Source organism: Pectobacterium atrosepticum, from assembly GCA_019056595.1.
GTDB classification, from domain to species: domain Bacteria; phylum Pseudomonadota; class Gammaproteobacteria; order Enterobacterales; family Enterobacteriaceae; genus Pectobacterium; species Pectobacterium atrosepticum.
Map to the genome: position 1 here is coordinate 3,441,513 of CP036163.1, position 17,968 is coordinate 3,459,480.

Below are 17,968 nucleotides of genomic sequence, written 5' to 3' on the forward strand. Positions count from 1 at the left end.
TCTCGGTCTTTTGTCATCAGCACGCGTGGTTATTATACGGTGCTGGTGAATATGAATGCAGGGCAAGGATGACGGTGATTGATCGGTCGTGCCCTGAATGTGAGATTCGTCCTGAGGTAGCCTGTTAATGCAAACGTTAAATCGTCGTAACTTCCCCGGTCGTCAACATCCGGATCGTGTTATTCAGTTTGGTGAAGGCAACTTCCTTCGCGCCTTTGTTGATTGGCAACTGGATTTGCTGAATGAGCACACCGATCTGGATGCGGGTATTGTCGTTGTTCGCCCGATCGATTCCGATTTTCCGCCCGCGCTGGACACTCAGGATGGGCTTTACACCACCATTATCCGCGGCCTGAACGAGCAGGGTGAGGCAGTTCGCGAACCGCGTCTAATCCGTTCGGTAAACCGTGAAATCAACGTGTACCGCCAGTTTGATGAATATTTGGCTCTGGCGCACGATCCAAACATTCGCTTCGTTTTCTCTAATACCACCGAAGCCGGTATCAGCTATCACGCAGATGATCGCTTGAGTGATGCTCCACCCGTTAGCTTCCCGGCGAAATTAACCCGCCTGCTGTATGAGCGCTTCTGTCATTTTGACGGCGCGGCAGATAAAGGCTGGGTACTGCTGCCGTGCGAACTGATTGATTACAACGGCGTGGCGCTGAAAGAGCTGGTGCTGCGCTATGCCGCACAGTGGGAACTGACATCAACGTTTACCGCTTGGCTGAACGATCACAACACTTTCTGTTCGACGCTGGTGGACCGCATTGTCACAGGTTACCCGCGTGCCGAAGTTGAGGCGCTACAGCAGGAAATGGGCTATCAGGATACATTCTGGGATACGGCGGAACACTTCTATCTGTTCGTGATTCAGGGGCCACTGTGGCTGGCAGAAGAATTACGCCTGAACAAGCTGGATCTGAACGTGCGTATCGTTGATGACATCAAGCCATATAAAGAACGCAAAGTGGCGATTCTCAACGGTGCCCATACCGCGCTGGTGCCGGTCGCGTTCTTGGCGGGTCTGGATACCGTTGGCGAATCGATGAATGATGCCCTGATTGGCAAATTTGTGGAAAAGACCATTGCCGAAGAGATTGTGCCGGTATTGGATTTACCGCATGACGAGCTGACCTCGTTTGCTCAGGCCGTGCTAAGCCGCTTCCGCAACCCGTTCATTCAGCATCAGCTGTTGTCTATCTCGCTGAATGGCATGACCAAATTCCGCACCCGTATTCTGCCGCAGTTGCTGACTTACCGTGAGCGTCACGGTGAACTGCCAGCGCGCTTGACGTTTGCGCTGGCGGCTCTGATTGCATTCTATCGCGGCGAGCGCAGCGGTGAAGGCGATGCATTACAAACTTATCCGTTGCAGGATGACGCACACTGGCTGGAGCGTTATTCCACGCTGTGGGCGGGCGTAAAAGAAAACACCGTCAGCCTGGCTGAGTTGGTGAATGTAGTACTGCGCGATGCAGATCATTGGGAACAGGATTTAACACAAGTTCCTGGCCTAGCTGCGCAGGTGACTGAACAGTTGCAAACCATTGTTGAGCGCGGCATGCGCGCAGCTGTGGAAGGTTATTGCTAATCAGTAAGAAGGGTTATCCATGCAAAGTATTATAAAAATTCATTCTCTGGACAATGTGGCTGTCGCCCTGCGTGATGTCGAGCAAGGTGAGACGGTGTCGGTGGATAGCCATACGGTGACACTTCAGCAACCTGTCGTGCGTGGACATAAGTTCGCGCTAGAAACCATCGCACCGGGAGAAATGATTACCAAGTATGGCCTGCCGATCGGCCATGCATTGGTGTCTATTGCTCCCGGAGAACATATTCACTCCCAGAACGCGAAAACCAATCTGAGCGATCTGGATGAATATGAGTACCAGCCTGAATTTCTCGAATTACCGTCACAGATGGGCGATCGGGACGTGCAGCTTTATCGCCGCAAAAATGGCGATGTCGGTATCCGTAATGAACTGTGGATCCTGCCAACCGTCGGCTGTGTGAACGGAATTGCACGCCAGATTCAGCAGCGTTTCCTGAAAGAAACCAATGATGCTGAAGGTATCGACGGCGTTTACCTGTTTAGCCATACCTTCGGCTGTTCACAGCTCGGTCAGGATCACGAGAATACCCGCACGATGCTGCAAAACATGGTGCGTCACCCGAATGCGGGTGCGGTGTTAGTGATCGGTCTGGGCTGTGAGAACAATCAGGTTGACGCGTTCCGCAGCACATTGGGTGGTTTTGATTCTGACCGCGTCACGTTCATGGTATGTCAGCAGCAGGACGATGAGGTTGAAGCTGGTCTGGAGCGTCTGCACACGTTGTATGAAGCTATGCGCCATGACAAACGCGAGCCGGGTAAGCTGAGCGAGCTGAAGTTTGGTCTGGAATGCGGCGGTTCCGATGGGCTGTCCGGTATTACTGCCAACCCGCTGTTAGGTCGTTTCTCCGACTATCTGATCGCCAATGGCGGCACCACCGTGCTGACCGAAGTACCGGAAATGTTCGGTGCGGAACGTATTCTGATGAGCCGCTGCCGTGATGAAGCCACGTTTGAGAAAACCGTGCACATGGTTAATGACTTTAAACAGTACTTCATCGCGCACAACCAGCCGATTTATGAAAACCCATCGCCGGGTAACAAGGCGGGTGGGATCACTACGCTGGAAGAGAAATCACTAGGCTGTACGCAAAAAGCGGGTCAGAGCAAGGTGGTGGACGTGCTGAAATATGGTGAGCGCTTACACACTCCAGGGCTTAACCTGCTCAGCGCGCCGGGGAATGATGCCGTAGCAACCAGCGCGCTGGCGGGCGCGGGTTGTCATATGGTGCTGTTCAGTACCGGGCGCGGCACACCTTACGGCGGATTTGTCCCTACCGTAAAACTGGCGACCAACAGCGAGCTGGCGAAGAAGAAACCGCACTGGATTGATTTCGATGCGGGACGTCTGATCCACGACATGCCGATGGATGAACTGCTGAGTCAGTTTGTAGAACTGATTGTGGAGACTGCTGACGGTAAGCAGACGAAGAATGAAGTAAACGACTTCCGCGAATTAGCCATATTTAAGAGCGGCGTAACGTTGTAAATATTATTCATTCCAATTAAAATAAAACGGCGTTTCATTTTTATAATGGCGCCGTTTTTTTTCGCAGCAACTTTTTAGAGGCAGGGATCATGACACAGTATTGGATTGCCCAGTCTGTTGGTGTACTGGCGTTTCTGGTCGGTATCACCATGTTTTTCAACCGTAACGATAAAAAATTCAAAATACAGCTATCGGCATACAGCGCCGTGATTGGCCTGCATTTCTTTCTGATGGGAGCAAATGCGGCGGGCGCCAGCGCAGTGTTGAACTCGGCGCGTACGCTCATTTCACTGAAAACACATAATATTATTGTGATGTTTGTCTTTATTTCGCTCACGCTGCTGTTTGGTTTGTCGGGCATGCGTCATGCGATGGAACTGTTGCCGATAGCCGGTACGGTCGTCAGTACCTGGGCGCTGTTCCGCACCTCTGGGTTAACGACTCGCTGCGTGATGTGGTGTTCAACTGCTGGCTGGGTTGCGCACAATATCTGGCTGGGCTCGATTGGTGGATCGCTGATCGAAGGCAGCTTCCTGCTGATGAATGGCTTTAACATCATCCGCTTCTGGCGCATGCAGCAGCGCGGTATCGATCCTTTTAGCGTAGAGAAGAAAGCATAATTTCAGGTTTTGCTCGTAGCATAACGCCGCTCGTTCTTAAGCGAACGGCGTTAAAGGCTAGGGGATAATCAATCCCTTTAATATTGCCTTGAAAAGCTGTAAACCAAAGTAATGACGTGGTTAGTTACTATCTGAATTCCTTACTTCTAGTTCAAAAACTGTCATTATCAGTATGTTTTTAAACGATGAAGCATGCTTACGCCTGAACCGTCACTTTGATGGCTCTACCAGGATTCTACCATTGCAAAGTATGAAGTTAGGGGTACTCTTTGACCGTAAGATCTATGATAAACTTTCCGGCATTAGAATTGTATGTTCTCTAAACCTTCAAGGACGGACATAACCCATGAGCAAAAGAGAGTTTGTCGGTACAACAAACATTACTCATGCTGGTATCAAGAAGCTTTTTACTCGCTGGAAGGATGAACCTTCTCAGGCGATCGTTGAACTAGTAGCCAATGGATTTGATGCAGGAGCCAGTAAGGTTGATGTCCAAATCAAACGGAATGATCTAGGGGGGCTGGAATCTGTATCTGTGTTGGATAATGGTTCCGGTATTAATATTGATAAATGTGAAGAGCATTTTTCAAGATTTAATGAGTCCCTTAAACAAGGAAATGATGATTTACAAGGCGCTCATGGTAAGGGGCGCTTATCTTTTCATCTGTTTAGCAAGGAAGCAATTTGGTTTACCCGTTATCAGGGGCACGACTTTAAGATTACTATAAATAGCGAAAGCCTTCGAGATTTTAAGGTTGTAGAGCTTGTTGAATCAGAGCAACATGCATCCCTAAGAAATTTGCAAAATGGAACATGTGTTGTTTTACGTCATTTCATAAAAAATTTGCCTGGAAAAGATTCTATTATCAAGAAGTTGCAAAATAATTTCGGCTGGCGGCTATCATTAAACAAAAATAGAAAACTTTTTCTAAATGATTTTGAAATTAATGTTCCATTGAATGTATCGATTGAAAAAAATATTGAAGTTGATAAGTTCACCTTTAATGTCTTATTTATACGCTGGATAAGCAAGCCAGGCGTAGAAAAATCATTCAATTATCTTGTTAATAAACAGGGAAGAATTGTCTTCCGTGAGCTAAGTAGTTTTAACCATAAGCAAAATTTTTATCTTAGTACCTATACTCGTTCTGATTGGGTGGATTTTTTTGACATTCATGATTCTAGTTTGAATTTTAATGATGAAAAAAAAGTCAGTATTAGTTCTTATGAGTATAAAAAGTTAAAATCAGAAATTCAAAAGATAGGGAAAGAAATTTATGAAACTTTCCTTAAAGAATTTGTGGATGAAAAAATATGTGAGTATGAAGAAAAAGGATATTTTCCATCTTATTCTGATCTCTTAGAAGTGGATGCTAAATGGAGAATGCAGACCATAAAAAAGACAATAAGTAGTATTTATTATGCTGATCCATCAATATTCTCAAATCTAAAGTCAAAGCAAGCTAAAATTCTTATACACCTTATCGATAAATTAATAGTATCTAATGAAAATAGTGAGCTTTTCGACGTGTTAGAAAGCATCCTTGAATTAGATCATAAAAGCTTATGTGAATTACAGTCTCAAATAGAAAAAACATCACTTCAGAATATAATTTCTACTATTGAAGTTTTGCAGCGTAGAGAGTCTTCTGTTCAGAAATTAAAGGAAGTTATAGTAAGCCATTATGATAAGGTAAGAGAAACACCTGATCTTCAACTTGTCATCGAAAATAATACATGGTTATTCGGCAATAAATATACTATGTTAGGGGCTGAGGAAGATGATTTTCAGAGAATAGCATATAATTTAAGAAATCATGTTAAGGGTATAGATACACTCACATTAGATGATCTTTCTGATGGGTTGGATATTGAAGGAGTCCGCAGACAGGTAGATCTTTTTCTTGCAAGACGACGTATTGATTTTAATGGCCGTGGTGAAAGCTACTTCCAATGTACGATCATAGAGATAAAAAAGCCGAGTATTTCTTTAAATGAAAAGCATCTTCAGCAGTTGAAGGATTATGCAAAAATAATCCTCCAGCACCCTGGTTTTTCAATGGAAAATATGAGATTCGAATTAATTCTCGTTGGAAGAAAAATATCTAATTCTGACTTTGAGATTGGTGCTGCGTTAGAAACTGCAGAAGCACGAAACGAACCTGGGTTAGTGTTTGATGTGAAAAATGGTCGTATAAAAGGATATGTTAAAACTTGGGGTACTATATTTTCTGAATTCGAGTTGTCTAATAGCTATTTGCTAAATAAACTAAAATTGAGAAGGGATTATTTTGATGCTGAAGAGTTAATAAATGATCTGCATGAATCTACTGAATAATATTAATGGGCAGTATATTTAGATGAACATGAAAGACAGTGATTATTGCGATATTAAAAAGGATATAAGATTCTACGCCAGAGATATGAATCAATGGTGGAAAAACCTACAAAAAGATTCTGTGGCAGAATGGTTATTGCTTACGACTATTGGCTGCTGGGGTATACCTAATCACTTATTTCAAATGTTGGCATTCATTCTTACAATTTTGTTTTTTACTGGTAAACTTAAAACTCTTCAGCGGAAATATTCATTTGTTAAGTCAGAGAAGATGATTTTTGGCAAGATCATGGGGAATGATTTTTCTGTAAAGGAACGAGAAATTCTTCTCTATCGGCTAGATAAAATCAAGAAATTCAGACGTAATAGAAATATTATCTTCATTCTTAAAAGAAATTGGCGTTTTATTTTTGGATACACCTTCTTGATGGTTTCTTTTGTCTATAATTTATAAAAATATAGAATGTCTTACATTTTTTATTGCAAAGTAGACCAATCAATTAGATTATGTTGACTGGCCATTTTTATAATATCACAATTTAAACTGGTTGTTTTCAGTATTGGTTACGTTATTTATGCATCTGAAAAATTGACGACTCGGTTTGTGCTTTTCATGTTAATGTGATTTAACCATCACTAATAATATGCTGTGATTCTAATTGTGATTATTTTCTGATTTTGTTCCCGCAATGAATTATATAATGAATAATGTTCATGTTAGGTAACACTTCCATAAAGTCAGACTGTTCAATCAGCGAAATGAGGCATTATCGATTTCAAAAGTCATATCCGGTAATACTTCAACCAGCTTGATTCGGGACAGGGAGATAATGAACACGGTCGATGATCTGGTGTTCGGTAAGTCGGGCTTTGCGCATAGCGATCTCCTCAACGGGACATAATGAGTATGTCGGAAGACCTCTAAAAGTGAATGGTTCGCTTTACCGGGATACTTACATAACGACCAGAAACCTACCTGAGCCAGAAAAGGAAAAAGCCCCGCTTTGCAGCGAGGCCTTATGAATAGTGGTGCCTGGACTCGGGATCGAACCAAGGGCTCGGGGATAATCAATCCCTGATCTGTTACAGCAGATTCAAACGCTCTTTTTCTGCTAGTTTGGCATCTTCCGCGTGACACACGGCGGCGATGAACATCACATCTGTTGAGGAGTTCACCGCGGTTTCTGCCGAGTCCTGCAAGACGCCGATGATGAAGCCAACCGCAACGACCTGCATAGCGATATCGTTGGAAATACCAAACATGCTACACGCCAGCGGAATCAGCAACAGTGAGCCACCTGCTACGCCCGATGCTCCACAGGCACACAGCGATGCCACGACGCTGAGCAGAAGCGCCGTCGGCACGTCGATCTGAATGCCCAGCGTATGCGCGGCGGCCAGCGTCAGTACCGTGATGGTAATCGCCGCACCTGCCATATTGATGGTGGCACCTAGTGGGATGGCGACAGAGTAGGTGTCTTCATCCAGATTCAACTTGCGGCATAGCTCCATATTGACCGGAATATTAGCGGCGGAGCTGCGGGTGAAGAAGGCGGTCACGCCGCTCTCACGCAGGCAGCGCAGCACCAGTGGATAAGGGTTGCTGCGAATCTTCCAGTAAACGATCAGTGGGTTGACCACTAACGCGACCAGCAGCATGCCGCCGATCAGTACCATCAGCAGATGGGCATAGCCCCATAGCGCGCCGAAGCCAGTTTCCGCCAGCGTTGACGCCACCAGACCGAAAATCCCCAGCGGTGCGAAGCGAATCACCACGCGTACAATCATGGTGACCGCGTTGGAGGCATCGTTAATCATGCTCTTTGTGCTGTCCGAACCTTGGCGGAACGCAATACCTAGCCCAACGGCCCAGACCAGAATACCGATGTAATTCGCATTCAGCAGCGCGTGAATCGGGTTGGCGATGACGCTCATCAGCAACCCCTCCAGCACTTCGACAATACCTGATGGCGGCGTGATGTCGGCGGCCTGCGCGTTGAGCGCCAGCGTGGAAGGGAAAAGAACGCTCAGCACCACGGCAATCAGTGCCGCAGAGAAGGTGCCGATGAGGTAGAGAAACAGCACAGGGCGGATATTGGTTTTCTGCCCTTGCTGGTGGTTGGCGATAGAGGCCATGACCAGTACCAATACCAGAATGGGCGCGACGGCTTTCAGTGCGCCGACGAACAGCGTTCCCAATAAACCGGCAGCCAGCGCGGCCTGCGTAGACAGAGAGGCCAGAATAATACCGGCCGCAAGCCCCAGAAGGATCTGTTGAACCAGACTACCGCGAGTAATGTACTGCAAAAAACGAGACTGTTGAGTTTCCATAATTTTGACGGTGTAACCGTTCCGTTTAGTGATTGTGTGCACGGAGTTGACACCTCTGGCATGTACCGGGTGGCTTTTTCTTTCCGTAACTAAATGTGTTTGCATGTATCAGTATATGAAAATTTGCTTTTGAGAAAAGCGGTGATGTGGTTTTTTATGACGGACATCCTTGTCCGTCACCCTGCGTAGCGCTGATTTGCGCGCAGAACGTACGTGGGAATGATTGAATATAGAAACGATTGAATGAGGAAAGACATCTCCGCACAGCGGGAACCGTGCGGAGAGGGAGTGAGGGAGTAAAGAATTAACGCTCGGCGCGTTTGTTCACCCAGACGTTGATGAGCATGGTAATGATCAGAATGCTGGCAACGACGCCCAGAGAAATCGCCACCGGAATATGGAAAATGTCGATGAGCATCATCTTGGTACCAATGAAGATCAGGATGACGGCCAGACCATATTTCAACAGCGAGAAGCGTTCAGCCACACCAGCCAATAGGAAGTACATCGCACGCAGGCCCAGAATAGCGAACAGGTTAGACGTCAGTACAATAAAGGGATCGGTCGTAACGGCGAAAATAGCCGGGATGCTGTCAACGGCGAAAATCACGTCGCTGATTTCAACCATAATCAGTACCAAAAACAGCGGCGTGGCAAACAGTATGCCGTTACGACGGACAAAGAATTTATCGTTCTCGATGCTATCCGTCATGCGCAGATGGCTACGCAGCCAGCGCACCAGCGGTTTGTCACCGATTGCCCCATCACCTTCTTTAGCCAGCGCCATTTTAAGGCCAGTGAACAGCAGGAATGCGCCGAACACATAGAGCAGCCACTGGAATTGCGTGACCAGCCAACTGCCGCCAAACACCATTAGCGTTCTGAGAACGATGGCACCCAGCACGCCGTAAATCAGCACGCGACGTTGGTATTGTGGAGGAACGGCGAAGTAGCCGAAGAGCATCAGCCAGACGAAGACGTTATCGACAGCAAGCGCTTTCTCGATCAAATAACCGGTCAGGAAGGCCAGCGACTGCGCGTTAGCGACTTCGCGACCTACTGTGCCATCCAGATACCACCAGAAGCCGGCGTTGAATAGCAGAGAGAGCGTGACCCAGATGATCGACCAGACGGCAGCCTGTTTGAACGTCATTACCGTCGACCCTTTGCGCCCTTGGTAGAGCAGGTCGATGGCTAGCATCACTATAACAATGGCAGCGAAGCTGCCCCATAACCATGGCGTGCCGATGGTGTGCATAGCAAGATCCTTAAATAGAAACAAAAACGGCCAACATCGGAAGGACGCTGGCCGCTTGTTATTAAAGCTGCAAATGCACCTCGCCTCCCGGCAAGGTCTCACTTACAACGTTAATGAAGCTGTTTCATTAAGAATCAAGCTTTTCATCAAAGTTGCCCAGTAACCGGATGCGGAACGCATCGTAATGACGATTAGCTGGCGGAAAAGTTACTCCCCTTTGCCTGACAGAAGATAGGTGAAAAGATGATCTTGGTCAAATAATTATCACCGTCTTATTCCGCATTTCCCGGCGTCGCGGCATCGGCAGGAAACACGACACCCGTTTGGCGGCGAATTTCCGTGAGCAGCACGGCGACGGTGCGTGAGCGCGCCAGTTCCGCATGGTTGATATCGTTATCGTTCACCCGCGCTGCAAAGACTTCCGCTTCGTACAGCATGCTGTTGATATGCTGCGGCTGGCTGAGATCCAACTGCTTGCCTTCACGCGGGATGAATTTCACGTTATGGCATTCAGAGACTTTTTCAATCACCAGCGAACCGTCTTCCCCCTGAATTTCGCTGGGAATGGCGGAGTGGCTGACTTTGGAATGGACGATGGTGACATCGAAATCGCCGTAATTCAGGATGATACTGCCATGTGCGTCCACACCGCTTTCCAACAGCGTTGCGCTGGCCTGCGTAGTGCAGGGTTCTCCCCACAGCGCTACGGCGAAGGCCAGACAGTAGTAGCCGATATCCATGATGGAACCGTTTGAAAACGCCGGATTGAAGGTATTCGGGTTCTCGCCAGCCAGATAGCGCGGGTAGCGCGAGGAATACTGGCAGTAGCTCAGTACCACTTTACGCAATCTGCCGACTTTCGGGAGCGCCTGCTGCACCACGCTAAAGTTAGGCAGGCTGGCGGTTTTGAACGCTTCAAATAGCACGACCTGATTTTCTCTGGCACAGGCTATCATTTGTTCGACTTCATAGCGGTTGGAGGCCAGCGGTTTTTCACAGATGACATGCTTGCCGTGGCTCAGGAAGAGCAGGGCCTGTTCGCAGTGCAGTGAGTTAGGGCTGGCCAGATACACCGCGTCGATAAGATCGGATTTCGCCATGGTTTCCAGCGAATCAAATAGCGTATCTACCATGTAATCGGCTTGAAACGGCTGCGCTTTTTCTACCGTTCGGGAATAGATGGCGGTGAGCTTCAGCTTGCCGGTTTCATGGGCGGCATCAACAAACTGACGGGTGATCCAACTGGTTCCTACAATAGCGAAGCGAATCATAAGCGTTTGGTATCCTGAGGGCATCGGTGATGAATAGGCAGATTATCACGGTGAAATGACAAGGCAACGTCAATCATTTCCCTTTCTGGCAGAGAAAAGCATTTACTGATGAGCTATTTTAAGGGATAAACAGCGCAAATTTTATGATGTAGGAGAGGCTAATGAGCCAACTCGAATTGGAAACGTGCAACCTGACGTTGGTGCGTTACCCTCAGGTCGCTGAAAACTCGGCGCTACAGGCTTGGGATGCCGCAGATGAATACTTGCTGCGTGAGCTGTCCACCATGGAAATCGCGCCGGGTCCGCGCCTGATTTTCAATGATACGTTTGGTGCATTGGCCTGCGGTTTGCAGGCGCAATCGCCCGTCAGTATCAGCGATTCTTATCTCAGCCAACTGGCGACGCGGCATAATCTGGAACTGAACGGCTATGATGCCGATGCAGTAACGCTGTTGGATAGCATGGCGGATCTACCCGATGCGCCAGCGCTGGTAGTGATGAGGATCCCCAAAACGATCGCGCTGCTGGAACACCAGTTGAGAATGTTGCGTAAGGTTGTCACGCCGCAAACACGCATTATTGCCGGGGCGAAGGCGCGGGATATTCATACTTCTACGCTGCAACTGTTTGAGCGCGTGATGGGGCCGACGAAAACCTCGCTGGCCTGGAAAAAGGCGCGTCTGGTTCACTGTGAGTGGGCGGATCTCAAAGTCAGTGAGCAGTCACTTACTACTGAGTGGGAGCTGGATGGCTACGGCTATCGTATTCAAAACCATGCTAACGTGTATTCGCGTAATGGGCTGGATATCGGCGCACGTTTCTTTATGCAGCATTTGCCGGAACAGATAGACGGTAAGATCATCGATCTCGGTTGTGGCAACGGTGTCATTGGGCTGGCCGCGCTGGAAGCCAACCCGGACGCCACCGTCGGTTTCTTTGATGAATCCTACATGGCGGTAGCATCGAGCCAGATGAACGTTGAAGTCAACCGCCCGCAGGATGTTGAGCGCTGTAGCTTTGTGGTGAACAACGGATTGTCCCGCGTTAGGCGCGATACGTTGCAGGCAGTGCTGTGTAATCCGCCATTTCATCAGTTACAGGCCGTGACCGATGAAATCGCCTGGCAGATGTTTATGGATGCCCGTCGCTGCCTTCAGGTCGGTGGAGAGCTGCGTATTGTGGGTAATCGCCATCTGGATTACTTCCACAAGCTGAAGCGTCTGTTCGGTAACTGTGAAACCATTGCCAGCAACACGAAGTTCGCCGTGCTGCGTGCGGTTAAAACCAATTCGTCCCGTTAAGCTGCTTCTGCTTAAACTAGAGTGTTAACGCTAGCCGGGTGGCCTGATCGATTGCCCGGCGAGCGTCTAATTCCTGCGCCACATCAGCACCGCCAATCAGATGAACATGACACCCTGCGGCCAGTAAGGGGTCATACAGTTTTCGGTTGGGTTCCTGACCGGCGCAAATAATGATGTTATCCACTGGCAGACAGCGTATTTGCCGATCGTGGATAATGTGCAGCCCCTCATCATCAATATGGTTATATTCCACGCCGCCTAGCATCGTCACGCCGTGGCGCAGCAGCGTAGTGCGGTGTATCCAGCCTGTCGTTTTCCCCAAATTTTCGCCGGGCTTGCCCGTCTTCCGCTGTAATAAGGTAATGTCCCGCGAGTGAGGCAGCTCATTAGCGTGATGGGGCAAAAGGCCGCCCCGGTGCTGTAACTGCTTATCAATCCCCCATTCCGTATAAAAGTCGCCGTCCGACTGAGAAGAGAGGGGATTAAGGCGGTGATTGTGATTAAGAAGATGCTTGTGGTTAAGAAGATAGTGCGCAGTATCAAAGCCGATGCCGCCTGCGCCGATGATCGCGACGCGTTTGCCGACCGGCTTTTTGTCGCGCAGTACGTCCAGATAGCTCAGCACGCTAGGATGATCGATGCCAGTAATCGGGGGGATACGTGGCACGATGCCAGAAGCAAGAATGACGTCATCAAAACCGAGTAAATCAGCGGCGGTTGCCTGCGTGCTCAGGCGAAGCGTGACGCCGTGAAGTTCTAGCTGCCGACGGTAGTAGCGTAGCGTTTCATAAAACTCCGCTTTGCCGGGAATCTGTTTGGCAATATTGAATTGTCCGCCGATATAGGAAGACGCTTCAAACAGCGTGACTTGATGGCCGCGTGCGGCGGCGTTGACGGCAAAGGCCATACCCGCCGGCCCTGCGCCGACCACGGCAAAGCGTTTACTGACTCGCGCGGGCTGGATAGGCAATTCGGTTTCATGGCAGGCGCGTGGGTTGACCAGACAAGACGTGACCTTGCCAGCGAAAATCTGATCGAGGCAGGCCTGATTGCAGCCGATGCAGGTATTGATTTCATCCGCACGCCCCGACTGTGCTTTTGCCACCAGTTCAGCATCAGCGAGAAAAGGACGTGCCATCGATACCATGTCGGCGCAGCCCTCGGCCAGCAGCTGTTCCGCCACGCTGGGATCGTTGATACGGTTGGTGGTAATCAGCGGGATGCGGACTTTCCCCATCAGCTTCTTTGTCACCCAGCCGAATGCGCCGCGTGGCACCAGCGTGGCGATAGTCGGAATTCGCGCTTCATGCCAGCCGATCCCAGTATTGATGAGGGTGGCACCCGCTTGTTCAATCGCCTGTGCCAGTTGAACAATTTCCTGCCAGCTTGAGCCTTCTTCTATTAGGTCGAGCATGGACAAGCGGTAGATCAGGATGAAATCAGGCCCCGTTCGTTCCCGTATGGCGCGGACAATCTCAAGTGCGAAACGGCAGCGGCGTTGAAAGTCACCGCCCCATTCGTCATCTCGATGATTGGTATGCGTCACCAGAAACTGATTAATCAGGTAACCTTCCGAGCCCATAATTTCCACGCCATCGTAACCTGCCTGCTGCGCTAGCCCGGCACAACGGGCAAAGTCGTCGATGGTTTGCACAATATCTTGCGTACTCATTTCTCGTGGCGCAAAGCGGTTAATCGGTGCCTGAATGGCCGATGGTGCAACCGGATCGGGCTGGTAGCTGTAGCGTCCGGCGTGGAGAATCTGCAGCGCGATTTTCCCACCTGCGTCGTGTACTGCTTGCGTCAGAACATGATGATGCGCCAACTGCGCGTTGTTGTGCAGAGTCGCGCCCCCTTTGGCGACGGCGCCTTTTTCATTTGGCGCAATACCGCCCGTAACAATCAGGCCAACGCCGCCCTGCGCCCGCTCGTGGTAAAATGCCGCCAGCCTTTCGGTGCCATCTGGGTGTTCCTCCAAACCGGTATGCATGGATCCCATCACCACGCGGTTCTTTAACGTCGTGAAGCCAAGATCGAGTGGGGAAAGCAGAGTGGGGTAGGCAATCATTACACTCTCCGGCGAAGTTAACTGGTCTGATGAGTCATGGTGTTCAATCTAGCCGTAATTGAGTGAGTTGTGAAATTTATGTTTATTTATTGTGATTGATGTCATTGCCAGTTGTAGGGATACCGCGTGTACGCAAAGGATCGTGCGCTGGAATGTTTGTTGTCGGCGGCGTGTGACATTATAATCCGCGGGTTTATTGGGCAAAGGTATCGTTATGCGGGTGGAAGAGTTGGAATATCGGCTGGATAGCGCGCTTCAGGCGTTAGAGCAAAGCGTTCAGCGTCAGCAGCAGACATGGCGGCAGGAACATCAGTCCCTTCAGCAGCAGTTGCTTCAGGCTCAAGAGCGTGATGCTTGCCTTTGTACGCAGATTGAACGGCTTTCTGCACAGCTTAGCTCAATGGGTAGTTCGCCGGAGCGAAATCCGCTGATTCAAAAAATGAAAGTCATTCATGCCCACCTTGATGCGTTGGTACAAGACGCTACCGCCTTTAGACGTTCACTTCCGTAAGCGCACTGCCAGCATTTTTACGCTATTGGCTCGTGGTGCTGTAAAAAAGCACCAAGGGTAAAGCAGTAATATCGTGCCACGTTGTTCACGTAATACTCCCGCTCCTTACACAATTCCTCCTCATTCTCCACAATTGCCGCAAATGTGGAGCCGACACTTGCAGAGATTTACCCTTACTCTAATTAACTGAAGGTGTTGGGCCTATACTTTCTCTCGTAGCACGGCACTCGCCGTCGACAAGTCAATTCAGAGAGAGGAATAAAATATGCGTAAACTCACTGCAATGCTGGTTGCTTCTTCTTTGGCATTGGGCGCGGCAGGTCTCGCGCATGCTAATGAAGCACCGAAAGGTCCTGGCTCGGAACACAAGATGATGATGAAAGAGGGTCGGGAGCATCGTGGCATGATGGGGCCCGATGCGATGTTTAAGGAGCTGAATTTGACGGAAGCGCAGAAGCAGCAAATTAAAGACATCATGAAAGATTCCCGCGAGAAAATGCACAAAGCTATGCAGGATGATCGTCGTGATATGCATAGTCTGGTCGCATCAGATACGTTTGATGCCGCGAAAGCACAGGCTCAGTTGGATAAAGCCGATGGCGCGCACAAGGCCAGAATGCTGAGCGGGCTGGAAACCAAAAACAAAATTTACAATGTTCTGACGCCAGAGCAGAAGAAGCAGTACAACGACAGTTTTGAAAAACGACTGACTCAACCGCCAAAACCTGACGGCAAGCCCGTTCCTGCGGAATAATTCGTTCACACGATACCTGAGATACCTAAGTTAGTAAGACCATCGGATTGACGTATTACCTCACGGGGAATGCATCGGTCCGGTGGTTTTTTTATTTATTTTCCCCTCATCACATCACACTGTGAGTAGGGAAATGATTAATGTTATTCTCACGGGAGACAGCAGGCGGGACTATTGGATAGTGGGCGGTAAAGGACAGATGAATAACGATTTGACGTTGAAAACTATAAAATTCATGCCGCTTCTGTTTCTGACCACCCTAATAGTGAGCTGTCTGGGATTTCGGTTTCGAGTGCTGGATGAACTGTCGCTGTTTTGGCCCGCTAATATGCTGGTTTTTTGTCTCATGATTAGTTTCAGGGCCAGAAAAGGGACGATAAAAGGTAAAACATTCTCGATCGGTATGGGTTTTTTAGTGGGCTATGCGGCGATGCTGTCGGCAGCGTTACTGATGGATAATAATTCACCGTTAAAAACCAAGGTACTGTTATGTTTGTGCAATATTATCTTTGTGGTGGCGGCCTGGTGCGCCTTTTACCTGATGTGCCGGTTTACCGGAAAGTGGTCGACATTTGAAAAATTCAGCAAGTATTACGTCTATATTATTTTCGCTTCGACGTTTGTAGGCGCGTTCTCATCAGGTGTGGCTTATGGATTCTATGCGTATGTCTACGATGTTGGGAATCACTATGATGAATTTATGGACTGGTTCAGTGAACAACTGGGAACTGGCATTATTCTCGCGTTCTTTTTCCTGCGGGGTAAAGACATCCTGCGAGCGCTACGGAATATTCCGCTTTGTCCTAAGCACATCAGAGAAAATATTTTTCCCTTTCTGGTCTTCATTATTTTCTTATTGGTTAGCCTGTTTTTTCTGGACGCCAGTCTTATTACACTGTCCGTTATTCCACTTACGCTGTGCGCGTTCAATTACTCTTTCCCGATTATGTCGCTGCTCTGTGCAATTACGGGCGTAATACTGAATTATCTCTATATTAATCAGGTCGGTATACTCATAGATTCAAATTCTGAAGCGTACATTAATTCGTTTCTCACCACGGCACGGCTGAATATAGCGATGCTCATTATGGCGATGTTAAGCGTCTCGCATTTTGTCTCGATGAACCGGCGACTGATTAAAATCATCGAAAGTAACAGTCTGAGGGATGCACTTACGAATACCTTCAATCGTCGCGCTTTTCTCAGTATGTTGAACGTGAGACAGGGCGTGCTGATGAATAAGAGAAAGCGTCAAATAACACTGCTATTTCTGGATATCGATTATTTTAAGCAAGTCAACGATACCTACGGCCATGCCTGCGGTGATGAATTGATCGCCAGCTTTGCCCGTATGCTGAGCGCCAATATTCGACCGAGCGACATTCTTTGCCGCTGGGGCGGGGAAGAGTTCATTATTGCGGCTTACGACCTGACGGATGAGCAGTCTGAAGCCATGGCTGAAGCGCTGCGGCGTCTTACGGAATCCACCCCGCTTATGCTGTCCGATGGTCGGGAAATTTACTTTACTGTCAGCATTGGCGTTGCCATTTTTTCCCAGTATGAAGGCGGCAATATTTACGATCTCATCGGGCTGGCGGACGAGCAACTCTATAAAGCGAAGGCTCAGGGACGTAATTGCGTTTGCATGCGCTTGGCCGAGGGCGTCTGAATCTTTTCTTGACCTTCCCCTTACTGGAACGTCTACCCTCAAAAAGCACTGTGACTGATTGAGAGGTTGTGATGAAGAAAGTTCATTTGTTATTAACGGCGGCTTTGCTGGTTCCATTTCTCTCGTTTGCTGCTGACAGCGCCCATAGCGGCCATGGTTCAACGAACGGCGAGTCGTCTTCCCAACAGGCATATACGAAAGGCATGGATGCGATGCATACCGAGATGATGGAAGGTATGAAGTCCAGCGACCCTGATATTGCCTTCGCCAAAGGGATGATTGCGCATCACCGTGGCGCAATTGATATGGCGAAGACGGAACTGCAATACGGCAAAGACCCGGAGCTGCGTAAGCTGGCGGAAGAGATTATCAAAGCCCAGCAGCCGGAGATCGACCAAATGGAAGCCTGGCTGAAGAAGCAGGGCAAACAGTAAATTTGCCGATGGCGTTTCTTTGAGAAGCGCCATTTTGTTTTTACGGCGTCGTCGAGTCGTGGATTAGGCTGCTTTGCCTGATTGGCAGAAATTTAGTGACTGTTTTCACAGAATAAAACGTAGAGATAGCTTTCTCTGCGTTAACTTGTTAGAAAACAGGAAAGGACGTCACCAGAATTTTCTGGGCGAGACCTGGATAAAGCAGCGTAGGTAACACGCTGCTTTATCCAGGTTTTTTTTTGCTTATTTTCCAGCTGGCCAGCGGATAACAAGCGGGATGACGTGTATTAGGCAGTCGCAGCCATTGAC

At 48.6% G+C, this 17,968-nt stretch carries 14 protein-coding genes and 1 pseudogene; 10 read left to right on the top strand and 5 right to left on the bottom strand.

Translation table 11 applies throughout. The annotated features are described in order from the left end of the window. The first annotated feature begins 127 nt into the window (after window positions 1-127). The 5 genes from DCX48_16310 (at window position 128) to DCX48_16330 (ending at window position 6,516) form a co-directional block, all read left to right on the top strand. Entirely contained in the window at window positions 128-1,594 is a 1,467-nt protein-coding gene (locus DCX48_16310; GenBank protein ID QXE15952.1) for a tagaturonate reductase, read from the top strand. A 19-nt stretch (window positions 1,595-1,613) separates the two neighbouring features. Further along, a complete protein-coding gene (locus DCX48_16315; protein ID QXE15953.1) occupies window positions 1,614-3,104 on the top strand; it encodes an altronate dehydratase in 1,491 nt (496 codons plus the stop codon). A gap of 89 nt (window positions 3,105-3,193) precedes the next feature. Then, a complete protein-coding gene (locus tag DCX48_16320; protein ID QXE15954.1) occupies window positions 3,194-3,724 on the top strand; it encodes a YgjV family protein in 531 nt (176 codons plus the stop codon). Window positions 3,725-4,070: 346 nt separating this feature from the next. Next, the gene (locus tag DCX48_16325) at window positions 4,071-6,062 is read left to right on the top strand and encodes an ATP-binding protein (GenBank protein QXE15955.1); all 1,992 of its coding nucleotides are present in this window, start codon (window positions 4,071-4,073) and stop codon (window positions 6,060-6,062) included. An 85-nt stretch (window positions 6,063-6,147) separates the two neighbouring features. Continuing rightward, the gene (locus DCX48_16330) at window positions 6,148-6,516 is read left to right on the top strand and encodes a hypothetical protein (GenBank protein ID QXE17275.1); all 369 of its coding nucleotides are present in this window, start codon (window positions 6,148-6,150) and stop codon (window positions 6,514-6,516) included. Between the two features lie 211 nt (window positions 6,517-6,727). Here the strand turns inward: DCX48_16330 and DCX48_16335 are convergent. The 4 genes and pseudogenes from DCX48_16335 to DCX48_16350 all read right to left on the bottom strand — a co-directional run bounded on the left by DCX48_16335 (window position 6,728) and on the right by DCX48_16350 (window position 10,922). Beyond that, window positions 6,728-6,909 (bottom strand): annotated as a pseudogene (locus DCX48_16335) (transcriptional regulator). Between the two features lie 236 nt (window positions 6,910-7,145). Then, window positions 7,146-8,393 carry a serine/threonine transporter SstT gene (gene sstT, locus DCX48_16340; protein QXE17276.1) on the bottom strand — a complete coding sequence of 416 codons (1,248 nt, stop codon included), beginning with the start codon at window positions 8,391-8,393 and terminating at the stop codon, window positions 7,146-7,148. 304 nt (window positions 8,394-8,697) lie between these two features. After that, the gene (locus DCX48_16345; GenBank protein ID QXE15956.1) at window positions 8,698-9,651 is read right to left on the bottom strand and encodes a TerC family protein; all 954 of its coding nucleotides are present in this window, start codon (window positions 9,649-9,651) and stop codon (window positions 8,698-8,700) included. Window positions 9,652-9,923: 272 nt separating this feature from the next. Beyond that, the gene (locus tag DCX48_16350; GenBank protein QXE15957.1) at window positions 9,924-10,922 is read right to left on the bottom strand and encodes a Gfo/Idh/MocA family oxidoreductase; all 999 of its coding nucleotides are present in this window, start codon (window positions 10,920-10,922) and stop codon (window positions 9,924-9,926) included. A gap of 161 nt (window positions 10,923-11,083) precedes the next feature. Between DCX48_16350 and rlmG the strand changes: the two genes are divergently transcribed. Then, window positions 11,084-12,223 carry a 23S rRNA (guanine(1835)-N(2))-methyltransferase RlmG gene (gene rlmG, locus DCX48_16355; GenBank protein QXE15958.1) on the top strand — a complete coding sequence of 380 codons (1,140 nt, stop codon included), beginning with the start codon at window positions 11,084-11,086 and terminating at the stop codon, window positions 12,221-12,223. Between the two features lie 16 nt (window positions 12,224-12,239). Here the strand turns inward: rlmG and DCX48_16360 are convergent, their stop codons facing one another. Then, entirely contained in the window at window positions 12,240-14,291 is a 2,052-nt protein-coding gene (locus DCX48_16360) for an NADPH-dependent 2,4-dienoyl-CoA reductase (protein QXE15959.1), read from the bottom strand. A gap of 214 nt (window positions 14,292-14,505) precedes the next feature. Here DCX48_16360 and DCX48_16365 point away from each other — a divergent pair, with 214 nt between their 5' ends. The 4 genes from DCX48_16365 to DCX48_16380 all read left to right on the top strand — a co-directional run bounded on the left by DCX48_16365 (window position 14,506) and on the right by DCX48_16380 (window position 17,659). Continuing rightward, window positions 14,506-14,802 carry a hypothetical protein gene (locus DCX48_16365; GenBank protein QXE15960.1) on the top strand — a complete coding sequence of 99 codons (297 nt, stop codon included), beginning with the start codon at window positions 14,506-14,508 and terminating at the stop codon, window positions 14,800-14,802. A 265-nt stretch (window positions 14,803-15,067) separates the two neighbouring features. Next, window positions 15,068-15,556, top strand: a complete 489-nt coding sequence (locus tag DCX48_16370; protein ID QXE15961.1) for an ATP-independent periplasmic protein-refolding chaperone — start codon at window positions 15,068-15,070, stop codon at window positions 15,554-15,556. 199 nt (window positions 15,557-15,755) lie between these two features. Further along, entirely contained in the window at window positions 15,756-17,225 is a 1,470-nt protein-coding gene (locus DCX48_16375; GenBank protein QXE15962.1) for a GGDEF domain-containing protein, read from the top strand. A gap of 71 nt (window positions 17,226-17,296) precedes the next feature. After that, window positions 17,297-17,659, top strand: a complete 363-nt coding sequence (locus tag DCX48_16380; protein QXE15963.1) for a DUF305 domain-containing protein — start codon at window positions 17,297-17,299, stop codon at window positions 17,657-17,659. The last annotated feature ends 309 nt before the right edge of the window (window positions 17,660-17,968 follow it).

What these genes read in the sequence shown, in the direction of transcription:
- rlmG (QXE15958.1), top strand. Translation starts at nt 11,084, where the DNA reads ATGAGCCAACTCGAATTGGAAACGTGCAACCTGACGTTGGTGCGTTAC.
- DCX48_16330 (QXE17275.1), top strand. Translation starts at nt 6,148, where the DNA reads ATGAATCAATGGTGGAAAAACCTACAAAAAGATTCTGTGGCAGAATGG.
- DCX48_16320 (QXE15954.1), top strand. Translation starts at nt 3,194, where the DNA reads ATGACACAGTATTGGATTGCCCAGTCTGTTGGTGTACTGGCGTTTCTG.
- DCX48_16345 (QXE15956.1), bottom strand. Translation starts at nt 9,651, where the DNA reads ATGCACACCATCGGCACGCCATGGTTATGGGGCAGCTTCGCTGCCATT.
- sstT (QXE17276.1), bottom strand. Translation starts at nt 8,393, where the DNA reads ATGGAAACTCAACAGTCTCGTTTTTTGCAGTACATTACTCGCGGTAGT.
- DCX48_16380 (QXE15963.1), top strand. Translation starts at nt 17,297, where the DNA reads ATGAAGAAAGTTCATTTGTTATTAACGGCGGCTTTGCTGGTTCCATTT.
- DCX48_16315 (QXE15953.1), top strand. Translation starts at nt 1,614, where the DNA reads ATGCAAAGTATTATAAAAATTCATTCTCTGGACAATGTGGCTGTCGCC.
- DCX48_16350 (QXE15957.1), bottom strand. Translation starts at nt 10,922, where the DNA reads ATGATTCGCTTCGCTATTGTAGGAACCAGTTGGATCACCCGTCAGTTT.
- DCX48_16310 (QXE15952.1), top strand. Translation starts at nt 128, where the DNA reads ATGCAAACGTTAAATCGTCGTAACTTCCCCGGTCGTCAACATCCGGAT.
- DCX48_16365 (QXE15960.1), top strand. Translation starts at nt 14,506, where the DNA reads ATGCGGGTGGAAGAGTTGGAATATCGGCTGGATAGCGCGCTTCAGGCG.
- DCX48_16370 (QXE15961.1), top strand. Translation starts at nt 15,068, where the DNA reads ATGCGTAAACTCACTGCAATGCTGGTTGCTTCTTCTTTGGCATTGGGC.
- DCX48_16360 (QXE15959.1), bottom strand. Translation starts at nt 14,291, where the DNA reads ATGATTGCCTACCCCACTCTGCTTTCCCCACTCGATCTTGGCTTCACG.
- DCX48_16325 (QXE15955.1), top strand. Translation starts at nt 4,071, where the DNA reads ATGAGCAAAAGAGAGTTTGTCGGTACAACAAACATTACTCATGCTGGT.
- DCX48_16375 (QXE15962.1), top strand. Translation starts at nt 15,756, where the DNA reads ATGAATAACGATTTGACGTTGAAAACTATAAAATTCATGCCGCTTCTG.